The sequence below is a fragment of the Pantoea sp. SIMBA_079 genome (assembly GCF_046940275.1).
GTDB classification, from domain to species: Bacteria; Pseudomonadota; Gammaproteobacteria; order Enterobacterales; family Enterobacteriaceae; genus Pantoea; species Pantoea borealis.
Window position 1 is genome coordinate 37,456 of record NZ_JAWRYR010000001.1, and the last position, 18,202, is coordinate 55,657.

Annotated in this window: 19 protein-coding genes; 17 read left to right on the forward strand and 2 right to left on the reverse strand. The window is 59.2% G+C overall.

What is annotated here, in order from left to right; genetic code table 11:
• Window positions 1–209 precede the first annotated feature (209 nt).
• Genes ccmA through mlaA form a run of 10 tightly spaced genes read left to right on the forward strand, consistent with a single transcriptional unit; the run spans window position 210 to window position 7,956 of the window.
• Entirely contained in the window at window positions 210–818 is a 609-nt protein-coding gene (ccmA, locus tag SB719_RS00200; protein ID WP_065650434.1) for a cytochrome c biogenesis heme-transporting ATPase CcmA, read from the forward strand.
• The gene (ccmB, locus tag SB719_RS00205; protein ID WP_065648786.1) at window positions 818–1,477 is read left to right on the forward strand and encodes a heme exporter protein CcmB; all 660 of its coding nucleotides are present in this window, start codon (window positions 818–820) and stop codon (window positions 1,475–1,477) included. Before ccmA ends, ccmB begins: the two co-directional genes overlap by 1 nt.
• A gap of 54 nt (window positions 1,478–1,531) precedes the next feature.
• Window positions 1,532–2,272: a heme ABC transporter permease gene (locus tag SB719_RS00210; RefSeq protein ID WP_292968386.1), complete on the forward strand. Its 741-nt coding sequence runs from the start codon at window positions 1,532–1,534 to the stop codon at window positions 2,270–2,272.
• A complete protein-coding gene (gene ccmD / locus SB719_RS00215; RefSeq protein ID WP_314687535.1) occupies window positions 2,269–2,499 on the forward strand; it encodes a heme exporter protein CcmD in 231 nt (76 codons plus the stop codon). Before SB719_RS00210 ends, ccmD begins: the two co-directional genes overlap by 4 nt.
• A complete protein-coding gene (gene ccmE, locus SB719_RS00220; RefSeq protein ID WP_065648789.1) occupies window positions 2,496–2,981 on the forward strand; it encodes a cytochrome c maturation protein CcmE in 486 nt (161 codons plus the stop codon). Before ccmD ends, ccmE begins: the two co-directional genes overlap by 4 nt.
• Complete coding sequence (locus tag SB719_RS00225; protein WP_412158746.1) at window positions 2,978–4,936, forward strand: heme lyase CcmF/NrfE family subunit; 1,959 nt, start codon at window positions 2,978–2,980, stop codon at window positions 4,934–4,936. The genes ccmE and SB719_RS00225 overlap by 4 nt, the downstream gene beginning before the upstream one ends.
• The gene (locus tag SB719_RS00230; protein WP_292976148.1) at window positions 4,933–5,490 is read left to right on the forward strand and encodes a DsbE family thiol:disulfide interchange protein; all 558 of its coding nucleotides are present in this window, start codon (window positions 4,933–4,935) and stop codon (window positions 5,488–5,490) included. The genes SB719_RS00225 and SB719_RS00230 overlap by 4 nt, the downstream gene beginning before the upstream one ends.
• Complete coding sequence (locus tag SB719_RS00235) at window positions 5,487–5,942, forward strand: cytochrome c-type biogenesis protein (protein ID WP_412158747.1); 456 nt, start codon at window positions 5,487–5,489, stop codon at window positions 5,940–5,942. The genes SB719_RS00230 and SB719_RS00235 overlap by 4 nt, the downstream gene beginning before the upstream one ends.
• Window positions 5,942–7,153, forward strand: coding sequence for a c-type cytochrome biogenesis protein CcmI (gene ccmI, locus SB719_RS00240; protein ID WP_412158748.1), 1,212 nt, complete (start codon window positions 5,942–5,944; stop codon window positions 7,151–7,153). Before SB719_RS00235 ends, ccmI begins: the two co-directional genes overlap by 1 nt.
• Before the next feature lie 35 nt (window positions 7,154–7,188).
• Window positions 7,189–7,956 carry a phospholipid-binding lipoprotein MlaA gene (mlaA, locus tag SB719_RS00245; protein WP_304235605.1) on the forward strand — a complete coding sequence of 256 codons (768 nt, stop codon included), beginning with the start codon at window positions 7,189–7,191 and terminating at the stop codon, window positions 7,954–7,956.
• 51 nt (window positions 7,957–8,007) lie between these two features.
• Here mlaA and fadL read toward each other — a convergent pair whose 3' ends face one another.
• Window positions 8,008–9,258: a long-chain fatty acid transporter FadL gene (gene fadL, locus SB719_RS00250; protein WP_065650435.1), complete on the reverse strand. Its 1,251-nt coding sequence runs from the start codon at window positions 9,256–9,258 to the stop codon at window positions 8,008–8,010.
• 360 nt (window positions 9,259–9,618) lie between these two features.
• Between fadL and SB719_RS00255 the strand changes: the two genes are divergently transcribed.
• From SB719_RS00255 to sixA, 4 genes are all read left to right on the forward strand, one after another.
• Window positions 9,619–9,915 (forward strand): YfcZ/YiiS family protein, encoded by a 297-nt coding sequence (locus SB719_RS00255; protein ID WP_304235608.1) that lies wholly within the window; start codon window positions 9,619–9,621, stop codon window positions 9,913–9,915.
• Between the two features lie 161 nt (window positions 9,916–10,076).
• Entirely contained in the window at window positions 10,077–11,387 is a 1,311-nt protein-coding gene (gene fadI / locus SB719_RS00260; RefSeq protein ID WP_292976161.1) for an acetyl-CoA C-acyltransferase FadI, read from the forward strand.
• Window positions 11,387–13,507, forward strand: coding sequence for a fatty acid oxidation complex subunit alpha FadJ (fadJ, locus tag SB719_RS00265; protein WP_314689226.1), 2,121 nt, complete (start codon window positions 11,387–11,389; stop codon window positions 13,505–13,507). Before fadI ends, fadJ begins: the two co-directional genes overlap by 1 nt.
• A gap of 207 nt (window positions 13,508–13,714) precedes the next feature.
• A complete protein-coding gene (gene sixA / locus SB719_RS00270; protein ID WP_065648797.1) occupies window positions 13,715–14,197 on the forward strand; it encodes a phosphohistidine phosphatase SixA in 483 nt (160 codons plus the stop codon).
• Window positions 14,198–14,567: 370 nt separating this feature from the next.
• On the opposite strand, the gene smrB is transcribed toward sixA, so the two are convergent.
• Complete coding sequence (smrB, locus tag SB719_RS00275) at window positions 14,568–15,116, reverse strand: endonuclease SmrB (protein ID WP_065648798.1); 549 nt, start codon at window positions 15,114–15,116, stop codon at window positions 14,568–14,570.
• Between the two features lie 154 nt (window positions 15,117–15,270).
• Here smrB and prmB point away from each other — a divergent pair, with 154 nt between their 5' ends.
• From prmB to mepA, 3 genes are read left to right on the forward strand one after another with little or no spacing between them, the layout of a single operon-like run.
• Window positions 15,271–16,203, forward strand: a complete 933-nt coding sequence (gene prmB, locus SB719_RS00280) for a 50S ribosomal protein L3 N(5)-glutamine methyltransferase (RefSeq protein WP_065648799.1) — start codon at window positions 15,271–15,273, stop codon at window positions 16,201–16,203.
• A gap of 46 nt (window positions 16,204–16,249) precedes the next feature.
• The gene (gene aroC, locus SB719_RS00285) at window positions 16,250–17,335 is read left to right on the forward strand and encodes a chorismate synthase (RefSeq protein WP_065648800.1); all 1,086 of its coding nucleotides are present in this window, start codon (window positions 16,250–16,252) and stop codon (window positions 17,333–17,335) included.
• Between the two features lie 8 nt (window positions 17,336–17,343).
• A complete protein-coding gene (gene mepA / locus SB719_RS00290; protein ID WP_292976571.1) occupies window positions 17,344–18,168 on the forward strand; it encodes a penicillin-insensitive murein endopeptidase in 825 nt (274 codons plus the stop codon).
• The last annotated feature ends 34 nt before the right edge of the window (window positions 18,169–18,202 follow it).

Consider the following 18,202-nt stretch of genomic DNA (forward strand, 5'->3'; position numbering starts at 1 on the left):
GCGTAGACGGTTTTAGCAAGCCTGAAATGTTACGAAGAATTTCTTCAAGCGTAACAAAATTTTAACCGCGCCGCTTTTTTACACAGTTTTCGGATTTAAAGACCGTAAACAGGTGCGTGGAGCGAAATGAGAGCACGGTCACACTCTTCGGCGGACTGCAACAGTGTGATATTATCGCCGCCTCATTTTTTGCGGTGATGCGCCCCTCTATGTTCGACGTCATTAATCTCTCATGCGTTCGCGATGAGCGAATGCTGTTTCACGGACTGAGCTTCCATGTCCGGCCAGGTGACCTCGTGCAGATAGAAGGGCCGAACGGTGCCGGCAAAACCTCACTGCTGCGTCTGCTGGCCGGGCTAAGCCGGGCAGAAGAGGGCGAAGTGCGCTGGCAGGGCGAAACGCTGCAGCGACAGCGTGAAATATGGCAACAAAACCTGCTCTATCTTGGCCATCAGCCTGGCGTAAAAGCGGTACTCTCCCCGCTGGAAAATCTGCGTTTCTGGCACGGCGACAGCAGCCAGGCGGCGCTGTATGCGGCGCTGGAGCAGGTCAGCCTGACCGGCTATGAAGAGGTACCGGTGGCGCAGCTTTCTGCCGGGCAGCAGCGGCGCGTCGCGCTGGCACGCCTCTGGCTCAGTTCAGCCCGACTGTGGATCCTGGATGAACCGCTGACTGCGATCGATAAAGCTGGCGTGGAAACACTGATGGCACGCTTTAATCAGCACGCCAGTCAGGGCGGGGCGGTGATCCTCACCACGCACCAGGAGCTGCCCGCCGCCGCGCTACGTAAAATACGCCTGAGCGGGGAGTGGCAATAATGCTGCTGCGTATTATCCGGCGTGAACTGAAAATTGCGTTTCGCAGCGGGGCTGAAGTGATCAATCCGCTGTGGTTCTTTCTGATTGTCATTACGCTGTTTCCGCTCGGCATCGGGCCGGAACCGCAGCAGCTGGCGCGTATTGCGCCCGGCGTGGTCTGGGTCGCCGCTCTGCTGGCTTCGCTGCTGGCGCTGGAGCGTCTGTTCCGCGACGATTTCCTTGACGGGTCGCTGGAACAGCTGCTGCTGTTGCCGGCGCCGCTACCGGTCACGGTGCTGGGTAAAGTGATCGCACACTGGCTGGTCACCGGCCTGCCGCTGATCCTGCTGTCGCCGCTGGCGGCTCTGCTGCTGTCGCTGGACATGGCAGGCTGGCGCGCGCTGGCGCTGACGCTGCTGCTGGGTACGCCGACGCTGAGCTTTCTTGGTGCTATCGGCACCGGTCTGACAACGGGATTACGGCGCGGCGGCGTGCTGCTCAGCCTGCTGGTGCTGCCGCTGACCATTCCGGTGCTGATTTTTGCCAGTGCGGCTATCGATGCCGCCGGGCAGGGGCTGCCAGTTGGCGGCTATCTGGCGGTTCTGGGTGCGATGCTGACGGTGAGTGCGACGCTCTCGCCGTTTGCCACCGCGGCGGCGCTGCGAATCAGCCTGCAGTAATGCGCTTCCTCAGAGAAGCCATTCCGTCTTTATTATTAAGTGTGAGCAATGCAAATGTGGAAATGGATACATCAGTGGGCAAGGCCGGAGCGCCTTTATCAGCTATGCGGGCGCCTTATTCCTGGCATGGCGATTGCCGCAGCCGGCGCGCTGCTGCTTGGCTGGGGATGGGGGTTTGGCTTCGCACCGGCTGATTATCAGCAGGGCAACAGCTTCCGGATTATGTACCTGCACGTACCCGCTGCCATGTGGTCAATGGGGATCTACGCCTCCATGGCGATTGCCGCCTTCACCGGTCTGGTATGGCAGCTGAAAATGGCTGACCTGGCCGCCGCCGCCATGGCGCCGGTGGGCGCTGCGTTTACCTTTATTGCACTGGTCACCGGCTCTGCATGGGGCAAACCGATGTGGGGAACCTGGTGGATCTGGGATGCGCGCCTCACCTCAGAGCTGGTGCTGCTGTTCCTTTATATGGGCGCGATGGCACTCTGGCTCGCTTTTGACGATCGCCGCACAGCGGGCCGCGCCGCCGGTATCCTGATCCTCGTCGGCGTGGTGAACCTGCCGATCATTCATTTTTCCGTACAGTGGTGGAACACGCTGCATCAGGGCTCATCCGGTCTGCTGCAGCAGGCGATCGATCCCGCTATGCGCACGCCGCTGCGCTGGTCAATTCTCGGCTATCTGCTGCTGTTTATCACGCTGACGCTGATGCGGCTGCGTAATTTGATTTTACTGACTGAACGGCATCGTCCGTGGGCTATCGCGCTGGCGCAGCAGGGGGAAAAAGCATGAGTCCGGCCTTCTCCTCCTGGAGTGAATTCTTTGCCATGGGCGACTACGCCTTTTTTGTCTGGCTGTCGGTGGCCTGCACCCTGATCCCGCTGCTGGGTCTGGTGCTGCATACGCTGCTGCAGCGTCGTCGTTTGCTGGCAGAGATCCGTCAGCGTCAGGCGCGGGAACAGCGTGTGCGTGCGGCACAGACTAAACAGCGCGCGCGCGCTGCCGGGGAGGCAGGATGAATATCCGTCGTCGTAACCGTCTTTTGGTGGTGCTGGCTATTCTGACCGGCCTTGGCCTGGCGACCGCCCTGGTGATGTATGCCCTGCGCTCAAACATCGATCTGTTCTATACGCCGGGCGAAATTATCAATGGCAAAGGCGACGCGCAGCTGAAGCCGGAAGCGGGACAGCGCCTGCGCGTGGGCGGTATGGTCATGCCTGGCAGCGTAAAGCGCGATCCGCAATCGCTGGCGGTGACCTTTAGCCTTTATGACGCCCGAGGCGTGGTCAGCGTCAGCTATAACGGCATCCTGCCCGATCTGTTCCGTGAAGGGCAGGGGGTCGTGGCGCAGGGAGTCCTGCAGGCAGGTAATGTCATCAGCGCCCGGGAAGTGCTGGCAAAGCACGATGAAAAATATACGCCGCCGGAAATTCAGGACGCGATGAATAAAAACCATACCGGCGCGGCAGCGCGCTATCAGCCGGCGGGTAATCAGCCATGATGCCGGAAATCGGAACCTTTCTGCTCTGCCTGGCGCTGGGCCTGGCGCTGCTGCTGAGTATTTATCCGCTGTGGGGGGCCGCGCGTCAGGATGCGCGGCTGATGGCGCTCGCACGACCGCTGACCTGGGGCATGTTTTTAAGCATTGCCGCCGCCTTTATGGTGCTGGTGCACGCGTTTGTGGTGAACGATTTCACCGTCGCGTATGTTGCGACTAACTCGAATACGCTGCTGCCGGTCTACTATCGCATCGCCGCGACCTGGGGGGCGCATGAAGGCTCGCTGCTGCTGTGGGTACTGCTGCTCAGCAGCTGGTCGCTGGCGGTAGCGATTTTCAGCCGTGAGATGCCGCGCGATGCGCTGGCGCGCGTGCTGGCGGTAATGGGGATCATTAATGCCGGCTTTCTGCTGTTTATCCTGCTGACCTCCAATCCGTTTGCCCGCACGCTGCCTGACTTCCCTGTCGACGGACGCGATCTCAATCCGATGCTGCAGGATATCGGCCTGATTTTCCATCCGCCGCTGCTTTATATGGGCTATGTCGGTTTCTCGGTGGCGTTTGCCTTTGCCATCGCCTCGCTGATGACCGGGCGACTGGATACCGCCTGGGCGCGCTGGTCGCGACCCTGGACCACCGCCGCGTGGGTCTTCCTTACGGTGGGTATCGTGCTGGGATCGGCGTGGGCCTATTATGAGCTGGGCTGGGGCGGCTGGTGGTTCTGGGATCCGGTAGAAAACGCCTCGTTTATGCCGTGGCTGGCCGGAACCGCGCTGATGCACTCGCTGGCGGTTACAGAAAAGCGCGGCAGCTTTAAAGCCTGGACCGTGCTGCTGGCGATCGCGACGTTCTCGCTCAGCCTGCTCGGCACCTTTCTGGTGCGGTCCGGGGTGCTGGTTTCGGTGCATGCCTTTGCCTCCGATCCGGCGCGCGGGATGTTTATTCTCGCTTTTCTGATAATCGTGATTGGCAGCTCGCTGCTGCTCTATGCGCTGCGCGGCGGGCAGGTACGCAGCCGCGTGCAAAGCGAAATCTGGTCGCGGGAATCGTTTCTGCTGGGCAATAACGTGCTGCTGATTGCGGCAATGCTGGTGGTGCTGCTCGGTACGCTGCTGCCGCTGGTGCATAAGCAGCTGGGGCTGGGCAGTATTTCAGTGGGAGAACCCTTCTTTAATACCCTGTTTAGCTGGCTGATGGCGCCGTTTGCGCTGCTGCTCGGTATTGGTCCGCTGGTACGCTGGCGGCGCGATGAGCCGCAGAAACTGTGGAAGCGGCTGAGCGCCGGGCTGGTGGTCACGCTGCTGCTTTCTGTTCTGCTGCCGTGGCTGCTGGAAGATCGTATCGAAGCGATGACGGTAACCGGCCTGCTGATGGCCATCTGGGTCACGCTGCTGACGCTGATGGAGCTGCATGAGCGCGCGACCCACCGGCATAGCCTGCTGAGAGGATTGCGTCATCTGTCGCGCAGCCACTGGGGCATGGTGCTGGGGCATCTGGGCGTGGCGGTGACGGTGGTGGGCATCGCATTCAGCACCCAGTACAGCGTTGAGCGCGATGTACGGATGAAGGCGGGCGACAGCATCGATATTCATCGCTATCACTTTGTATTCCGCGACGTGCATAACCTGCAGGGCCCTAACTACAGCGGCGGCGTGGCGATCATTGACGTGACCCGTGATGGCAAACCGGAAGCTGTACTGCGGGCGGAAAAACGCTTTTATACCGCGGCGCGCACCATGATGACCGAAGCGGCGATCAGCGGCGGGTTTACCCGCGATCTCTATGCGGCGCTCGGTGAAGAGCTGGATAACGGTGCCTGGGCTGTGCGCCTCTACTATAAACCCTTTGTCCGCTGGATCTGGTTTGGGGGACTGTTTATGGCGGCAGGCGGCCTGCTCTGTCTGCTGGATCCGCGTTATCGCGCGCGGAAAAAAGTTGCGCGTGAGGAGCGGGCATGAACAAAAAAATTCTTTTTATTCCCCTGGTGCTGTTTCTGCTGCTGGCGGCGGCGCTGCTGTGGCAGCTGTCGCGCAATGCGCAGGGTGACGATCCCTCCCGGCTGGAGTCAGCCCTGACGGGCAAGCCGGTGCCGCAGTTCAGACTGGAAGCGCTGGATAAGCCGGGCAAAATCTACAGCCAGCAGATCCTTACCGATGGCCAGCCGCTGCTGCTCAACGTCTGGGCGACCTGGTGTCCGACCTGCCGCGCTGAGCATCACTATCTGAACCAGCTGGCAGAGCAGGGCGTGCGCGTGGTCGGTCTCAACTATAAAGATGACCGTACCAAAGCGATAAACTGGCTTAATACGCTGGGCAACCCCTACGCCCTGAGCCTCTATGATGGCAACGGCATGCTGGGACTCGATCTCGGTGTGTATGGTGCGCCGGAAACCTTTCTGATCGACGGCCACGGTATTATCCGTTACCGCCACGCCGGCGATATGAACGAGCGCGTCTGGAATCAGGAAGTTAAACCGCTGTGGGAAAAATATAGCCGTGAGGCAGGAGCATGAGCAGGCTGCTTGTCGCCCTGACGGGATTGCTCCTTGCGCTCAGCGTGCAGGCCACCACGGATGCCCTGCAGTTTGCCTCGCTGCAGCAGGAGGATCAGTATCGTGCGATCACCGCCTCGCTGCGCTGCCCGAAATGCCAGAACAACAGCATCGCAGATTCAAACGCCATGATTGCCGCTGATATGCGCCTGAAAGTCTATGAGCTGATGCAGCAGGGCAAGAGCCGGCAGCAGATAGTGGATTACATGGTGGCGCGTTACGGTCACTTTGTCACTTACGATCCACCGCTTACCCCCTCGACGCTGATTTTATGGGCCGGTCCGGCGCTGTTTGTGCTGCTGGGTGGCGGGGTGATCCTGCTGCGTAACCGCCGCGTGCGTGAGCCGGGTGAACTGAATGATGATGAACAACAGCGCCTGGCGGCGATTCTGGAACGTAACGGGAAGCCGTAATGATCGCATTTTGCACGATTCTGATAATTTTACTGACGGCTGCGGTGGCGCTGTTTCTGGCTGCGGGATGGCGCCAGCGTGAATACCATGCTGACGAACGCGACCGTCTTAACACCGCCTTTTACCAGCAGCGCCTGCGCGAGCTGCAGCGTGATGAAACGGAAGGCGTGGTAGCCAACCGGGCGGAGATGGAGCGCGATCTGCAGCAGATGCTGCTGACGGACGTACCCGACGGGCAGACTCTCCCGGCGCGGCAGAGCAGCCGCTGGATCCTGCTGCCGGGCGTGATCCTGCTGCTGCTGGTGACAACCGGGGTCTATCTGCAAACCGGCGGCTACGCACAGCTCGCGGGCTGGCTCGCCGTTCAGCGTGACTATCCGGCGCTGCGCGCGCGCGTGATGGACCCGGCTGCAAAGCCGCTGACGATGGAGGAGCTGGCGCGCCTGCAGCTGGGCCTGCGCACGGCGCTGCAGCAGACAAGCGGCAGCGCCGATGAGTGGGCGATGCTGGGGCGGCTTGGTATGGTGCTGAACAATGCGACTGCGGCCGGGCAGGCGTTTGAGCGCGCCCTGCAGCGCGCACCCGGCAACCTGGAACTGCAGCAGGATTATGCGGAAGTCCTGACACGCTCCGGCGATCCGCAGGATAACCGGCAGGCGGGACTGCTGCTGCATGCGCTGCTGAAGCGCGACAGCGCGAATCTTCGCACGCTTAGCCTGCTGGCATTCAACGCGTCCGGGCAGCAGAACTATACTGAGGCGATCGATGCGTGGCGCGCCATGCTGGCATTACTGCCTGCCGGCGATCCGCGCATCACGCTGATTCAGCGCAGCATTGAACAGGCAAAAACCGATGCCGGACAGCAGGCGGTTGCGCTGAGCCTGACGGTAAAGCTGTCGCCGCAGGCAGAAAAAATGTTGCCGCCGGACGGAGTGTTGTATATTTCTGTATCTGACGGTGTTTCACCGGTGCCCGTGGCCGTTAAGCGCCTGCCGCTTAGCCACTTTCCGCTATCGCTTACGCTGGATGACAGCAACGCTATGATGTCCGATCGCCTGCTTTCGGCGCAGCATCAGGTTCAGGTCAGAGTGCGCATTGCCCGCGACGGCAGCGCAAATCCTCAGGCCGGGGACTGGTTCGGGATCAGTGCTATTACCTCGTGGGAGGGTCACCAGCCGCTGACTGTTGAGATTAATCAGCAGCAGCCCTGAAGCGCTACATTTATTATCCGCACAGGGAGAAGAACATGAATAACCGCCTGACCAGTCTGGCACTGGCCAGTTTACTTCTGGTGGGATGCGCCAGCTCAAAACCGGCAGATGATGCCGCCCCGGCGCAGCGCAGCGATCCGCTGGAAGGGTTTAACCGTACGATGTTTAACTTTAATTACAACGTACTTGACCCCTGGGTGGTGCGCCCGGTGGCGGTAGCCTGGCGCGATTATGTGCCGGTACCGGCGCGTACCGGCGTCAGCAATTTTCTGGGTAACCTGAATGAACCAGCCAGTATGGTTAACGCTATTCTGGTGGGCGAGCCGCGTCAGGCCGGGATCCACTTCACGCGTTTCTTCCTGAATACCGTGCTGGGCCTGGGCGGTTTTATCGATGTTGCAGGCAAAGCGAATCCGGTGCTGGCGCGCGAGGTACCGCATCGCTTTGGCAGCACGCTGGGACGTTATGGCGTTGGCTACGGCCCGTATGTCGTACTGCCTGGCTACGGCAGCTTCACCGTACGGCAGGATGGCGGTGACTATGTGGATACGCTCTATCCGGTACTCAGCTGGCTCACCTGGCCGATGTCGATCGGTAAGTGGGCGCTGGAAGGGGTGGAGACACGTGCTCAGCTGCTGGACTCCGACGGGCTGCTGAAACAGCAGCAGGATCCTTACTCCTTTATCCGCAATGCCTATTTCCAGCGTAACGATTTCCTGGCCAGCGGCGGCAAGCTGAAGCCGGAAGAGAATCCAAACGCCAGCGCGATACAGGATGATTTGCAGGATATCGACGCGCCGTAAAAAAAAGGGCAACCCACCGGGTTGCCCTTCTTATTTATGCAACTGCAGTCATCAGAACTTATAGTTAAAGCTCGCACCGTAGAGCCAGGCTTTGCCTTCAGAGTTAAAGGTATAAGGGGCTTCATTAACGGTAACGTGCTGACCATGCATATAAGACACACCGACATCCACTGACGCTTCAGGCGTAAAGGCGTAAGACGCACCGGCACTCAGCCACAGGCGATCCTGGTCCGGAATAGAGATAGAACGTTTATCGGCCGGAACCGGACTGTCATCGAAGGCGATACCGGTACGGAAGGTCCAGCGATCGTCATAAAAGTAGGTTGTACCCAGCGCAATGCGATAGGCATCTTTAAAGCTTTCATCTTTCTGGAACAGCGTCTGACCACGGCTGCCGGTCGCTTTCAGCTCCTGGAACTGGCTCCAGCTGGTGTAGGCAAGGCTGTAGTGTACTGCCCACTGTGGCGCAACTTTATGCCAGCCGGACACTTCCCACATTTCCGGCAGGTTCAGTGTCAGGTAGCCGGGCACCGTTGAGCCGCCGGTACCGCCAAACGCCGCCGGAATATCATTTTTATAGTTGCCGTCAAAGTCGACTTTTACCTCAGAGCGATAGGTAAAGCCGAAACGGTTATTTTTATCCACTTCATACAGCACGCCGGCGTTCCAGCCATAGCCCCACTCATTGCCTTTGAGGTGCGCGACCTGCAGGTCTGACGGGAAGCCCACTGCCGGGCCGGCTTCACCGGCATAACGTTCGATTTTGGCACGGGCGTAAACCGCATCAAAACCAACGCCCACGCTCAGATGCTCGTTCAGACGATACGCGGTGCTGAGATTAAGGTTGGCGGTCATCAGGTCGGTTTTGCCGCCGTAGCCCCCTGCGGCATAACCATTGTTAAACTCTGTGGCCAGGCCATAGTTTGACGTTGCTGACGCGCCCACCCACCACCGATCGGTAAGTGGCTGAACGTAGTGAATATTGGGCACCCACTGATTAGGCGCAATGTTATTGGCATCCAGGCTGTTGCCGGTTAGCGGGCTGCGGCCACTGATATCCACTTCAGGATCGATATAGACCGCGCCGATCGAGAACATCGGGCTCTCCATCAGCGCCATGGTGGCGGGGTTGCGACTGGCCGATGCTGCTGTGTCACCCATCGCGCCTTCACCTGAATAAGCGCGACCTAATCCAATTGCTGAGAATTCGTTAAGTTGAAAGCCTGCGGCGTAAACCTGGGAGGAGACGAGCGCCACTGCAGCTGCCACAGCTGACTTTGCAAACAGGTTCTTATGGTTCATGACCACAACCTCATCAAAATTATTATTAAACGTTGTCACGTCGCGTAACAAAGGACGGCGGATTGTAGGGACTGAGACTAAACAGACATATCAGACCAGTGCGACGAGTATAGGTCTGACCTGTGTGTAAGTTGCAATAATGTTTTTCAAATATTACAGACTTGATCGATAAAATCAGATCTGCTTAACAATTTCTTTATGCTGCGCCGTCAGCATACCGGCTCAGATTTGTTTTGGATCAAATTTTATTGTGATATTCGTCACTTAGCGACGCAATCATAGAGGAAAACGGCCCGCAGGCGTACACTTTCTGACAGAAAATCACCCCAACAGCGCCCGCTTTTTAGCCGGAGAAACTTCATGAGTCATACCATTAATAACTGCAGAGCCCGCGAGACCGCAGCCTGCTGCTGTGTGGATACAGGTATCGTGATTGATAACAGTGACTGCAGCGCCCGCTGGTCAGCACTGTTTCCCGATCGTCAGGCTGCCGAAGCGAAGCTGGCCGCGCTGACGGGGAAAGCACAGCACACCGCTTCTGAACCCTGTCAGATAGCATCGCATTTTATCTCAGAGCCGGATGGCATACGCCTGAACGCTGAATTTACCTTTGCCTGTCAGGCTGAAGCGCTGATTTTTCAGCTCGCCCTGCGTTGATCCTGCCGCCGTCGGCCAGCGACGGCGAATTGCCATTTTCGTGTTTTTCCTCGCACTTTTTTCTCTTTGCTATTGGCGCGCAGTCGCCGGATGGTTAACACTGACGATCAGGTCAGACCTGTCTGGCAATGGTGTCAGATCGTCGGTTACAGGGGAAAATAATGAGCAGAGCGCAGCCATTGCTGACGCGTCAGGGCGAACGTATCGCGATTACTCACGGGCTGCGTACGCCTTTTGCCCGTCAGGCGAGCGATTTTCACGGCATTCCGGCGCTGGAGCTGGGGCGTATGGTGGTCAGCGAACTGCTGGTGCGCAGCGAACTGCCGGTTGAAGTCATCGATCAGCTGGTGTTTGGCCAGGTGGTACAAATGCCTGAAGCGCCAAATATTGCGCGCGAAATTGTGCTGAGCAGCGGGCTGAGCGTACACACGGACGCCTACAGCGTCAGTCGCGCCTGTGCGACCAGCTTTCAGGCCGTCGCTAACCTTGCTGAAAGCCTGATGGCGGGCACCATTGATGCGGGTATTGCCGGCGGCGCCGACTCCTCCTCCGTATTACCGATCGGCGTCAGTAAAACGCTGGCGCGCGCGCTGGTGGATCTTAACCGGGCGCGAACCTTACCTAAAAAGTTGCAGATCCTGCGGCGTCTGCGCCCGCGCGATCTGCTGCCGGTGCCACCTGCTGTAGCAGAGTATTCAACCGGTCTGCGCATGGGGGATACAGCTGAACAGATGGCTAAAACGTACGGCATCACGCGTGAGCAGCAGGACGCGCTGGCGCTGCGCTCACACCAGCGTGCCGCGCAGGCCTGGCAAAGCGGCGTACTGCAGCAGGAAGTGATGCCCGCCTTTGTGCCGCCGTGGAAAGCGCCGGTTGAGCAGGATAACACCATCCGCTTTAACGCCAGCGCGGCAGATTACGCCAGACTGCGGCCCGCTTTTGACCGGCGTCATGGCTCGGTCACCGCGGCAAACAGCACGCCGCTGACCGACGGCGCGGCAGCGCTTATCCTGATGCGTGAAGGGCGCGCCCGCGAACTGGGGATTGCGCCGCTGGGCTACCTGCGCAGCTACGCATTTACCGCTATTGGTGTGCATACCGATATGCTGCTGGGGCCGGCTTACGCCTCGCCGCTGGCGCTGGATCGCGCGGGCGTTACGCTGAATGACTTAACGCTGATTGATATGCATGAAGCCTTTGCCGCGCAGACGTTAGCCAACCTGAAACTGTTCAGCGATGACCGCTTTGCGCGTGAGGTACTCAACCGGCCACAGGCACTGGGTGAGGTTGATGACGCCCGTTTTAATGTGCTGGGCGGCTCCATCGCCTACGGGCATCCGTTTGCCGCCACCGGTGCACGCATGATAACCCAGACGCTGCATGAGCTGCGGCGTCGCGGCGGCGGGCTGGGGCTGGTCACCGCCTGTGCAGCGGGAGGCTTAGGTGCCGCAATGGTTCTGGAGGCTGAATAATGCAGAATACCGCGTTTGAATTAACCCTGCGTCCGGATCATGTTGGTGTGATCACCATTGATGTGCCGGGTGAAAAAATGAATACCCTGCGCGCTGAGTTTGCTGCGGAGATCCGTGCGGTCATAGCCGCAGCCCGTCAGCATCCGCAGCTGGCAGGTCTGATACTGATTTCCGGTAAAGCGGACAATTTTATTGCGGGTGCCGATATCAGCATGATTGACCGCTGTCATTCACCCGCTGAAGCTCAGGCGCTGGCAAAGCAGGGCCAGGACGTGATGGCGGAAATCGCCGCGCTGCCGTTTCCGGTGGTGGCGGCGATTCACGGTGCCTGTCTGGGCGGAGGGCTGGAGCTGGCGCTGGCGTGCGACGCCCGCATCTGTTCGCTGGATGAGAAAACCCGCCTCGGGTTGCCAGAAGTGCAGCTGGGCCTGCTGCCCGGTTCCGGCGGTACGCAGCGGCTGCCTCAGCTGATCGGGGCGGAGCAGGCGCTGTCGCTGATGCTGAGCGGTAAAGCACTGCGTGCCCGGCAGGCGCTTAAGCTGGGCCTGGTGGATGATGCCGTGCCGCACGCTATTTTGCTGGCAACAGCAGTGGCGCGCGTACATAAAGGAAAAGGCGCAGCGCGTCCTCTGCCACAGCGGGCACGTTTTACACAGAGCATCGTAGGCCGGCCGCTGCTGTTTGCGCTGGCAAAGCGCCAGACGGATAAAAAAACGCACGGCAACTATCCGGCGACTGCGCGTATTTTGCAGGTGGTGCGCACCGGGCTGGAGCAGGGCAGTCAGGCGGGACATGAGGCCGAGGCGCAGGCGTTTGGCGAACTGGCGCTGACGCCAGAGTCTGCGGCGCTGCGCAGCCTGTTTTTCGCGTCCACCGCGCTGAAAAAAGCAGCCGCGACAGAGGGGGAGGCGCGCACGCTGCAGCAGGTGGGTGTGCTGGGCGGGGGGCTGATGGGCGGCGGGATCGCCAGCGTTACGGCGCTGAAGGCGGGACTGCCGGTGCGCATCAAAGATATCCAGCTCAGCGGGGTCAATCACGCACTGCGCTACAGCTGGGATCTGCTCACGAAGAAAGTCAGGCGGCGTCAGCTGAAACCGGCGGAGCGGCAGCAGCAGATGGCGCGCATCAGCGGCGGCACCGACTATCAGGGCTTCAGCCAGCGCGATGTGATTATTGAAGCGGTATTTGAAGATCTCGCGCTGAAGCAGCAGATGGTGGCGGAAATTGAACAGCACTGCCAGCCCGACACCATTTTTGCTTCGAATACGTCTTCGCTCGCTATTGGCGATATTGCCGCGCAGGCACAGCGGCCGCAAAACATCATCGGGCTGCACTACTTCAGTCCGGCAGATAAAATGCCGCTGGTGGAGGTGATCCCGCACGCCGCGACGTCAGCTGAAACGCTGGCTACCACGCTGCGGCTGGCGCAAAAGCAGGGGAAAACCGCGGTAGTGGTGGCGGATCGTCCGGGTTTTTACGTAAACCGTATTCTCGCGCCTTATATTAATGAAGCATTACGCTGTCTGCTGGAAGGTGAACCGGTTGAACACATCGACCAGGCGCTGGTAAAAGCGGGTTTTCCGGTAGGGCCATTGCAGCTGCTTGATGAAGTGGGCATCGACACAGGCAGCAAAATCAGTCCGCTGCTTGAGCAGGCGTATGGCGCGCGCTTTGCTGCACCGCAGGCTGCGGTTGATGCCATTCTCGCTGACGATCGTAAAGGACGAAAAAACTGCAAAGGGTTTTATCGCTATGAGAAGAGGCGCTGGCCCGGCGCACGTAAAGCGGATCACAGCCTCTATACGCTGCTCGCTATCAAGCCGGAGGCACGTCAGAGTGAACAGCAGATTGCTGAACGCTGCATGCTGATGCTGTTGAATGAGGCTGCGCGTTGCCTGGATGAATCGGTGATCCGTTCGGCACGCGATGGTGACATTGCTGCCGTATTCGGCATCGGTTTTCCGCCTTTCCTTGGCGGACCGTTCCGCTATATGGATCGCTACGGCAGCGCTGCACTGGTGCAGAAACTGACGGCACTCGCACAGCAGTACGGCGATCGCTTTACCCCATGCGAGGCGTTGCTGAAGCGGGCAGAACAGGACGCGCATTTTTACATTTAATCACGTTCGGTAAGAGCAGTGCAGATTCAGCCGCTTAGCACAGCAGGCGCACGATACGTCAGCCGGTAGCGTTTTAGCGGGCGCTTATTTAATGAGCAACCGGTTGACTATACTGAAGGCATTGGGGTAAAACACAGCCTTCATTCGCAGAATGAAGCGTCTGGTGCTGCGGTACCGGGCGATATCGACCAACAACAGCGGTGCTTTATGCAAGTTTTTATCATGCGTCATGGCGATGCAGCTCTGGAAGCCGCGAGCGATTCTGCTCGTCCCCTTACGCTGTGCGGCTGTAACGAATCACGTCAGATGGCGAGCTGGCTTAACAACCAGGCGCCGGATATCGGAAGGGTGCTGGTCAGTCCCTATCTCCGTGCCGGGCAGACGCTCGCCACGGTGCGCGAGGCACTGGATTTGCCGCAAAATCAGGAAGTTCTCCCTGAACTGACGCCGGGTGGTGACCCGGGACAGGTCGCAATGCATTTGCATGCGCTGGCGCTGCAGGGGGTGAAAGCCGTGCTGGTGATTTCGCATCTGCCGCTGGTAGGATACCTGGTTTCTGAGCTGTGCCCGCAGGAAACGCCGCCTATGTTCGCTACGTCGGCTATCGCCTGTATCGATTTTAACGCTGATGAGTGCGAGGGCAAACTTTTGTGGCAGGTGAGTCCGGCCAGGCTGGCTAAAGCTATCTGATTCCCCTTCATACTTCAGGCCGCAGCAGCGTTGGCTGCGTGCTTTCACCCCGGTCACTTACTGATGTAAGCTCCCGGGGATTCATTTACTTGCCGCCTTGCTACAACCTGAATTATTTCGGGGAATTTGTGTGTTCAGGCTGCAGCCGCACTGGCTGCGTGCTTTCACCCCGGTCACTTACTGATGTAAGCTCCCGGGGATTCATTTACTTGCCGCCTTGCTGCAACCTGAATTATTTCGGGGAATTTGTGTGTTCAGGCCGCAGCCGCACTGGCTGCGTGCTTTCACCCCGGTCACTTACTGATGTAAGCTCCCGGGGATTCATTTACTTGTCGCCTTGCTGCAACCTGCAACCCTGCAACCTCATCTGCTAAGGCAATTCAGGCGGTTGCCACTCTTCTACCTCAATCAGCACCAGTAATGCGGCGTCGCCGCCAAACAGTTTAGGTGCCTGGTGAAAAGCCATCACATGCGGGTGCTGCGCCAGCCAAAGTGGCGTCTGCTGTTTAAGAATATGTTTTCCGTGGCCGGTCATGACGCTGGCGCAAAAAATGTGTTCGCGGCGGCAGGCGGCGATCAGCGCACCCAGCTCCTGCTTCGCCTGCATCTGCGTCAGTCCGTGCAGGTCGAGAAATATTTCCGGCGTATAGTCACCACGACGCAGCTTCTTCAGTTCATAGTGGCTGACGTCAGCGCGTACATAGCGCACCGGGCCGTCGCTGGAGAGCAGCGGCTGAAACTCGTCGGAAAAATAGTGGCTGTTGTCAGCCTGCTCGGAAAGCAGACGTTTCAGCGGCACTTCCCGGGTTTTTACCGCAGGTTTATGTACGATAGTGTCCTGTTTCAGCTTACGCGTCCCGGTCATTAACTGACGAAACAGCGCCTGATCGTCGTCGTTCAGCGGCGTCTTTTTACTCATGGCGGGAAAATTCTTTCAACGTTGCAGTTTACCGGGCTGATACCTTACCGCTAAGCGCTGACAAATGTCAGCTTTTTCGCCTCGCTGCGCTGAATTCTGGTCCGCTTCATGGCAAACTATCGGCCGATTGATTTTATGGCCTGCGGAGGGCTACGTGGACAAGATTTTCGTCGATGAGGCAGTAAACGAACTGCACACTATTCAGGATATGCTGCGCTGGGCCGTCAGCCGTTTTTCGGCGGCTGGCATCTGGTACGGCCACGGCACGGATAATCCCTGGGACGAAGCGGTCCAACTGGTTCTGCCCACGCTGTGGCTGCCGCTCGATATTCCTGAAGATATGCGCCATGCGCGCCTGACTGCCAGTGAACGGCATCGTATTGTTGAGCGGGTCATCCGCCGCGTGAATGAGCGTATTCCGGTGGCTTATCTGACCAACAAAGCCTGGTTCTGCGGACATGAGTTTTATGTTGATGAGCGAGTGCTGGTCCCGCGTTCACCGATTGGTGAGCTGATTGAAAACCGTTTTGCCGGTCTGCTCGCCAGCCAGCCGCAGCATATTCTGGATATGTGCACCGGCAGCGGCTGCATCGCTATCGCCTGCGCCTATGCGTTTCCTGAAGCGGAAGTGGATGCAGTGGATATCTCCCACGATGCGCTGGCCGTGGCGGAGCAAAACATCGAAGAGCATGGCCTGCTGCATCACGTGACGCCGATTCGCGCCGATCTGTTCCGCAACCTGCCACCGGTTAAATATGACCTGATCGTCACCAATCCGCCTTACGTTGACGCGGAAGATATGGGCGATCTGCCTGGCGAATATCATCACGAACCGGAACTTGGTCTGGCAGCCGGCAGCGATGGCCTGAAGCTGGTACGCCGCATTCTCGCCTGTGCGCCTGACTATCTGAGCGAACAGGGCGTGCTGATTTGCGAAGTCGGTAACAGCATGGTGCATATGATCGAGCAATATCCTGACGTGCCGTTTACCTGGCTGGAGTTTGATAACGGTGGCGACGGCGTCTTTATGCTGACGCGCGAGCAGATCGTTGCAGCACAGCACCATTTCTCCTTTTTTAAAGATTAATTTGCGGCGCGCCTGAGCGCCCGCACTATGGCAACAAGGAGCCATCATGGCCGGAAACAGCATTGGACAACTTTTTCGCGTTACCACGTTTGGCGAGTCGCACGGTCTTGCGCTGGGCTGCATCGTTGACGGTGTGCCACCCGGTATTCCGCTGACCGAAGCCGATATCCAGCACGATCTCGACCGCCGCCGTCCCGGCACCTCGCGCTATACCACCCAGCGTCGCGAGCCGGATCAGGTGAAAATTTTGTCTGGTGTGTTTGAAGGGGTGACCACTGGCACCTCTATCGGCCTGTTAATTGAGAATACCGATCAGCGTTCGCAGGATTACGGCGCAATCAAAGATCTGTTCCGGCCCGGCCACGCGGACTACACCTACGAGCAGAAATATGGTCTGCGCGACTATCGCGGTGGCGGACGCTCCTCAGCGCGCGAAACCGCCATGCGCGTGGCCGCTGGTGCTATCGCCAAAAAATATCTGCAGCAGCAGCACGGTGTTGTGGTGCGGGGTTATCTGGCGCAGATTGGCGACGTCGCCTGTGAGCTGAAAGACTGGAGCATCGTGGAAGAAAACCCGTTTTTCTGTCCGGACGCCAGCAAGCTGGAGGCGCTGGATACGCTGATGCGCGCTCTGAAGAAAGAGGGCGACTCTATTGGCGCAAAAGTCACCGTCATGGCGGAAAACGTCCCACCAGGCCTCGGTGAGCCGGTGTTTGATCGTCTCGATGCCGATCTGGCGCATGCGCTGATGAGCATCAACGCCGTTAAAGGCGTGGAGATTGGGGATGGCTTTGCCGTCGTCAACCAGCGCGGCAGCGAACATCGCGACGAAATCCGCACAGATGGCTTTCAGAGCAACCACGCCGGCGGCATCCTCGGCGGCATCAGCAGCGGGCAGACCATCAGCGCCAATCTGGCGATGAAACCGACCTCCAGCATTACCGTACCGGGTAACACCATCACCCGCACGGGCGAGGAGGTAGAGATGATCACCAAAGGGCGGCACGATCCCTGCGTGGGCATTCGCGCCGTACCCATTGCGGAAGCGATGATGGCGATAGTGCTGATGGATCACCTGTTACGCCAGCGCGGGCAAAACGCTGACGTTAACAGCAGCGTGCCGCGCTGGTGAGCCTGATGATGCGCCGCGCTCTGCTCACTCTCGCCGCGCTGCTGGGTAGCGCGGTCGCCGTTGCCGCCACGCCGTGGCAGCAGATCCAGCACCCGGTTTCCGGGGCGCCGCAGTCGATTGGCGGCTTCGCCAATGGCTGTATCATTGGCGCACAGGCGCTGCCGCTTGACGCACCGGCCTATCAGGTCATGCGTCAGGACCAGCGCCGCTACTACGGCCATCCCGATTTGATCGCCTTTATTCAGCGCCTCAGCACTCAGACCCGTCAGCTGCAGCTGGGGCAGGTGCTGATTGGCGATATGGGAATGGCGGCCGGTGGACGTTTCAGCAGTGGCCACGCCAGTCATCAGACCGGACTGGATGTGGACATCTGGCTGCAGCTGCCAAAGAGCCGCTGGAGCGCGCAGCAGCTGCTGAAGCCGCAGCCGCTGGATCTGGTGGCGCCGGATGATAAACAGGTGATCGCCCGCCACTGGCAGCCGCAGATTGACAGCCTGATCAAGCTGGCCGCGAAAGACAGCGACGTCACGCGGATTTTTGTGAATCCGGCGATCAAAAAGCAGCTGTGCGCCGATGCCGGCAGCGATCGCGCGTGGCTGCATAAAGTACGTCCGTGGTTTGCGCATCGGGCGCATATGCATGTGCGCCTGCGCTGTCCGGCCGGCAGCCTGGAATGTGAAGATCAGCCGCCGCCGCCACCGGGAGATGGTTGCGGAGCGGAGCTGGAGAGCTGGTTTCTGCCGAAAAAGCCCGGCAGCACGCCGCCGGTAAAAAAAGCACCGCCGCCGCTGCCGCCATCCTGCCAGGCGCTGCTGGATAACCACCGGCTCTGAATACGTCTCCCGGCGCGCAACGGCCATCGCCCCG

Bases quoted from the DNA above. Each gene is read 5' to 3' on its own strand.
- ccmD (WP_314687535.1), top strand. From the start codon at position 2,269: ATGAGTCCGGCCTTCTCCTCCTGGAGTGAATTCTTTGCCATGGGCGAC.
- SB719_RS00230 (WP_292976148.1), top strand. From the start codon at position 4,933: ATGAACAAAAAAATTCTTTTTATTCCCCTGGTGCTGTTTCTGCTGCTG.
- fadI (WP_292976161.1), top strand. From the start codon at position 10,077: ATGAGCAGAGCGCAGCCATTGCTGACGCGTCAGGGCGAACGTATCGCG.
- fadL (WP_065650435.1), bottom strand. From the start codon at position 9,258: ATGAACCATAAGAACCTGTTTGCAAAGTCAGCTGTGGCAGCTGCAGTG.
- mlaA (WP_304235605.1), top strand. From the start codon at position 7,189: ATGAATAACCGCCTGACCAGTCTGGCACTGGCCAGTTTACTTCTGGTG.
- ccmE (WP_065648789.1), top strand. From the start codon at position 2,496: ATGAATATCCGTCGTCGTAACCGTCTTTTGGTGGTGCTGGCTATTCTG.
- ccmI (WP_412158748.1), top strand. From the start codon at position 5,942: ATGATCGCATTTTGCACGATTCTGATAATTTTACTGACGGCTGCGGTG.
- SB719_RS00255 (WP_304235608.1), top strand. From the start codon at position 9,619: ATGAGTCATACCATTAATAACTGCAGAGCCCGCGAGACCGCAGCCTGC.
- SB719_RS00210 (WP_292968386.1), top strand. From the start codon at position 1,532: ATGTGGAAATGGATACATCAGTGGGCAAGGCCGGAGCGCCTTTATCAG.
- ccmA (WP_065650434.1), top strand. From the start codon at position 210: ATGTTCGACGTCATTAATCTCTCATGCGTTCGCGATGAGCGAATGCTG.
- aroC (WP_065648800.1), top strand. From the start codon at position 16,250: ATGGCCGGAAACAGCATTGGACAACTTTTTCGCGTTACCACGTTTGGC.
- ccmB (WP_065648786.1), top strand. From the start codon at position 818: ATGCTGCTGCGTATTATCCGGCGTGAACTGAAAATTGCGTTTCGCAGC.
- mepA (WP_292976571.1), top strand. From the start codon at position 17,344: ATGCGCCGCGCTCTGCTCACTCTCGCCGCGCTGCTGGGTAGCGCGGTC.
- smrB (WP_065648798.1), bottom strand. From the start codon at position 15,116: ATGAGTAAAAAGACGCCGCTGAACGACGACGATCAGGCGCTGTTTCGT.
- sixA (WP_065648797.1), top strand. From the start codon at position 13,715: ATGCAAGTTTTTATCATGCGTCATGGCGATGCAGCTCTGGAAGCCGCG.
- fadJ (WP_314689226.1), top strand. From the start codon at position 11,387: ATGCAGAATACCGCGTTTGAATTAACCCTGCGTCCGGATCATGTTGGT.
- SB719_RS00235 (WP_412158747.1), top strand. From the start codon at position 5,487: ATGAGCAGGCTGCTTGTCGCCCTGACGGGATTGCTCCTTGCGCTCAGC.
- SB719_RS00225 (WP_412158746.1), top strand. From the start codon at position 2,978: ATGATGCCGGAAATCGGAACCTTTCTGCTCTGCCTGGCGCTGGGCCTG.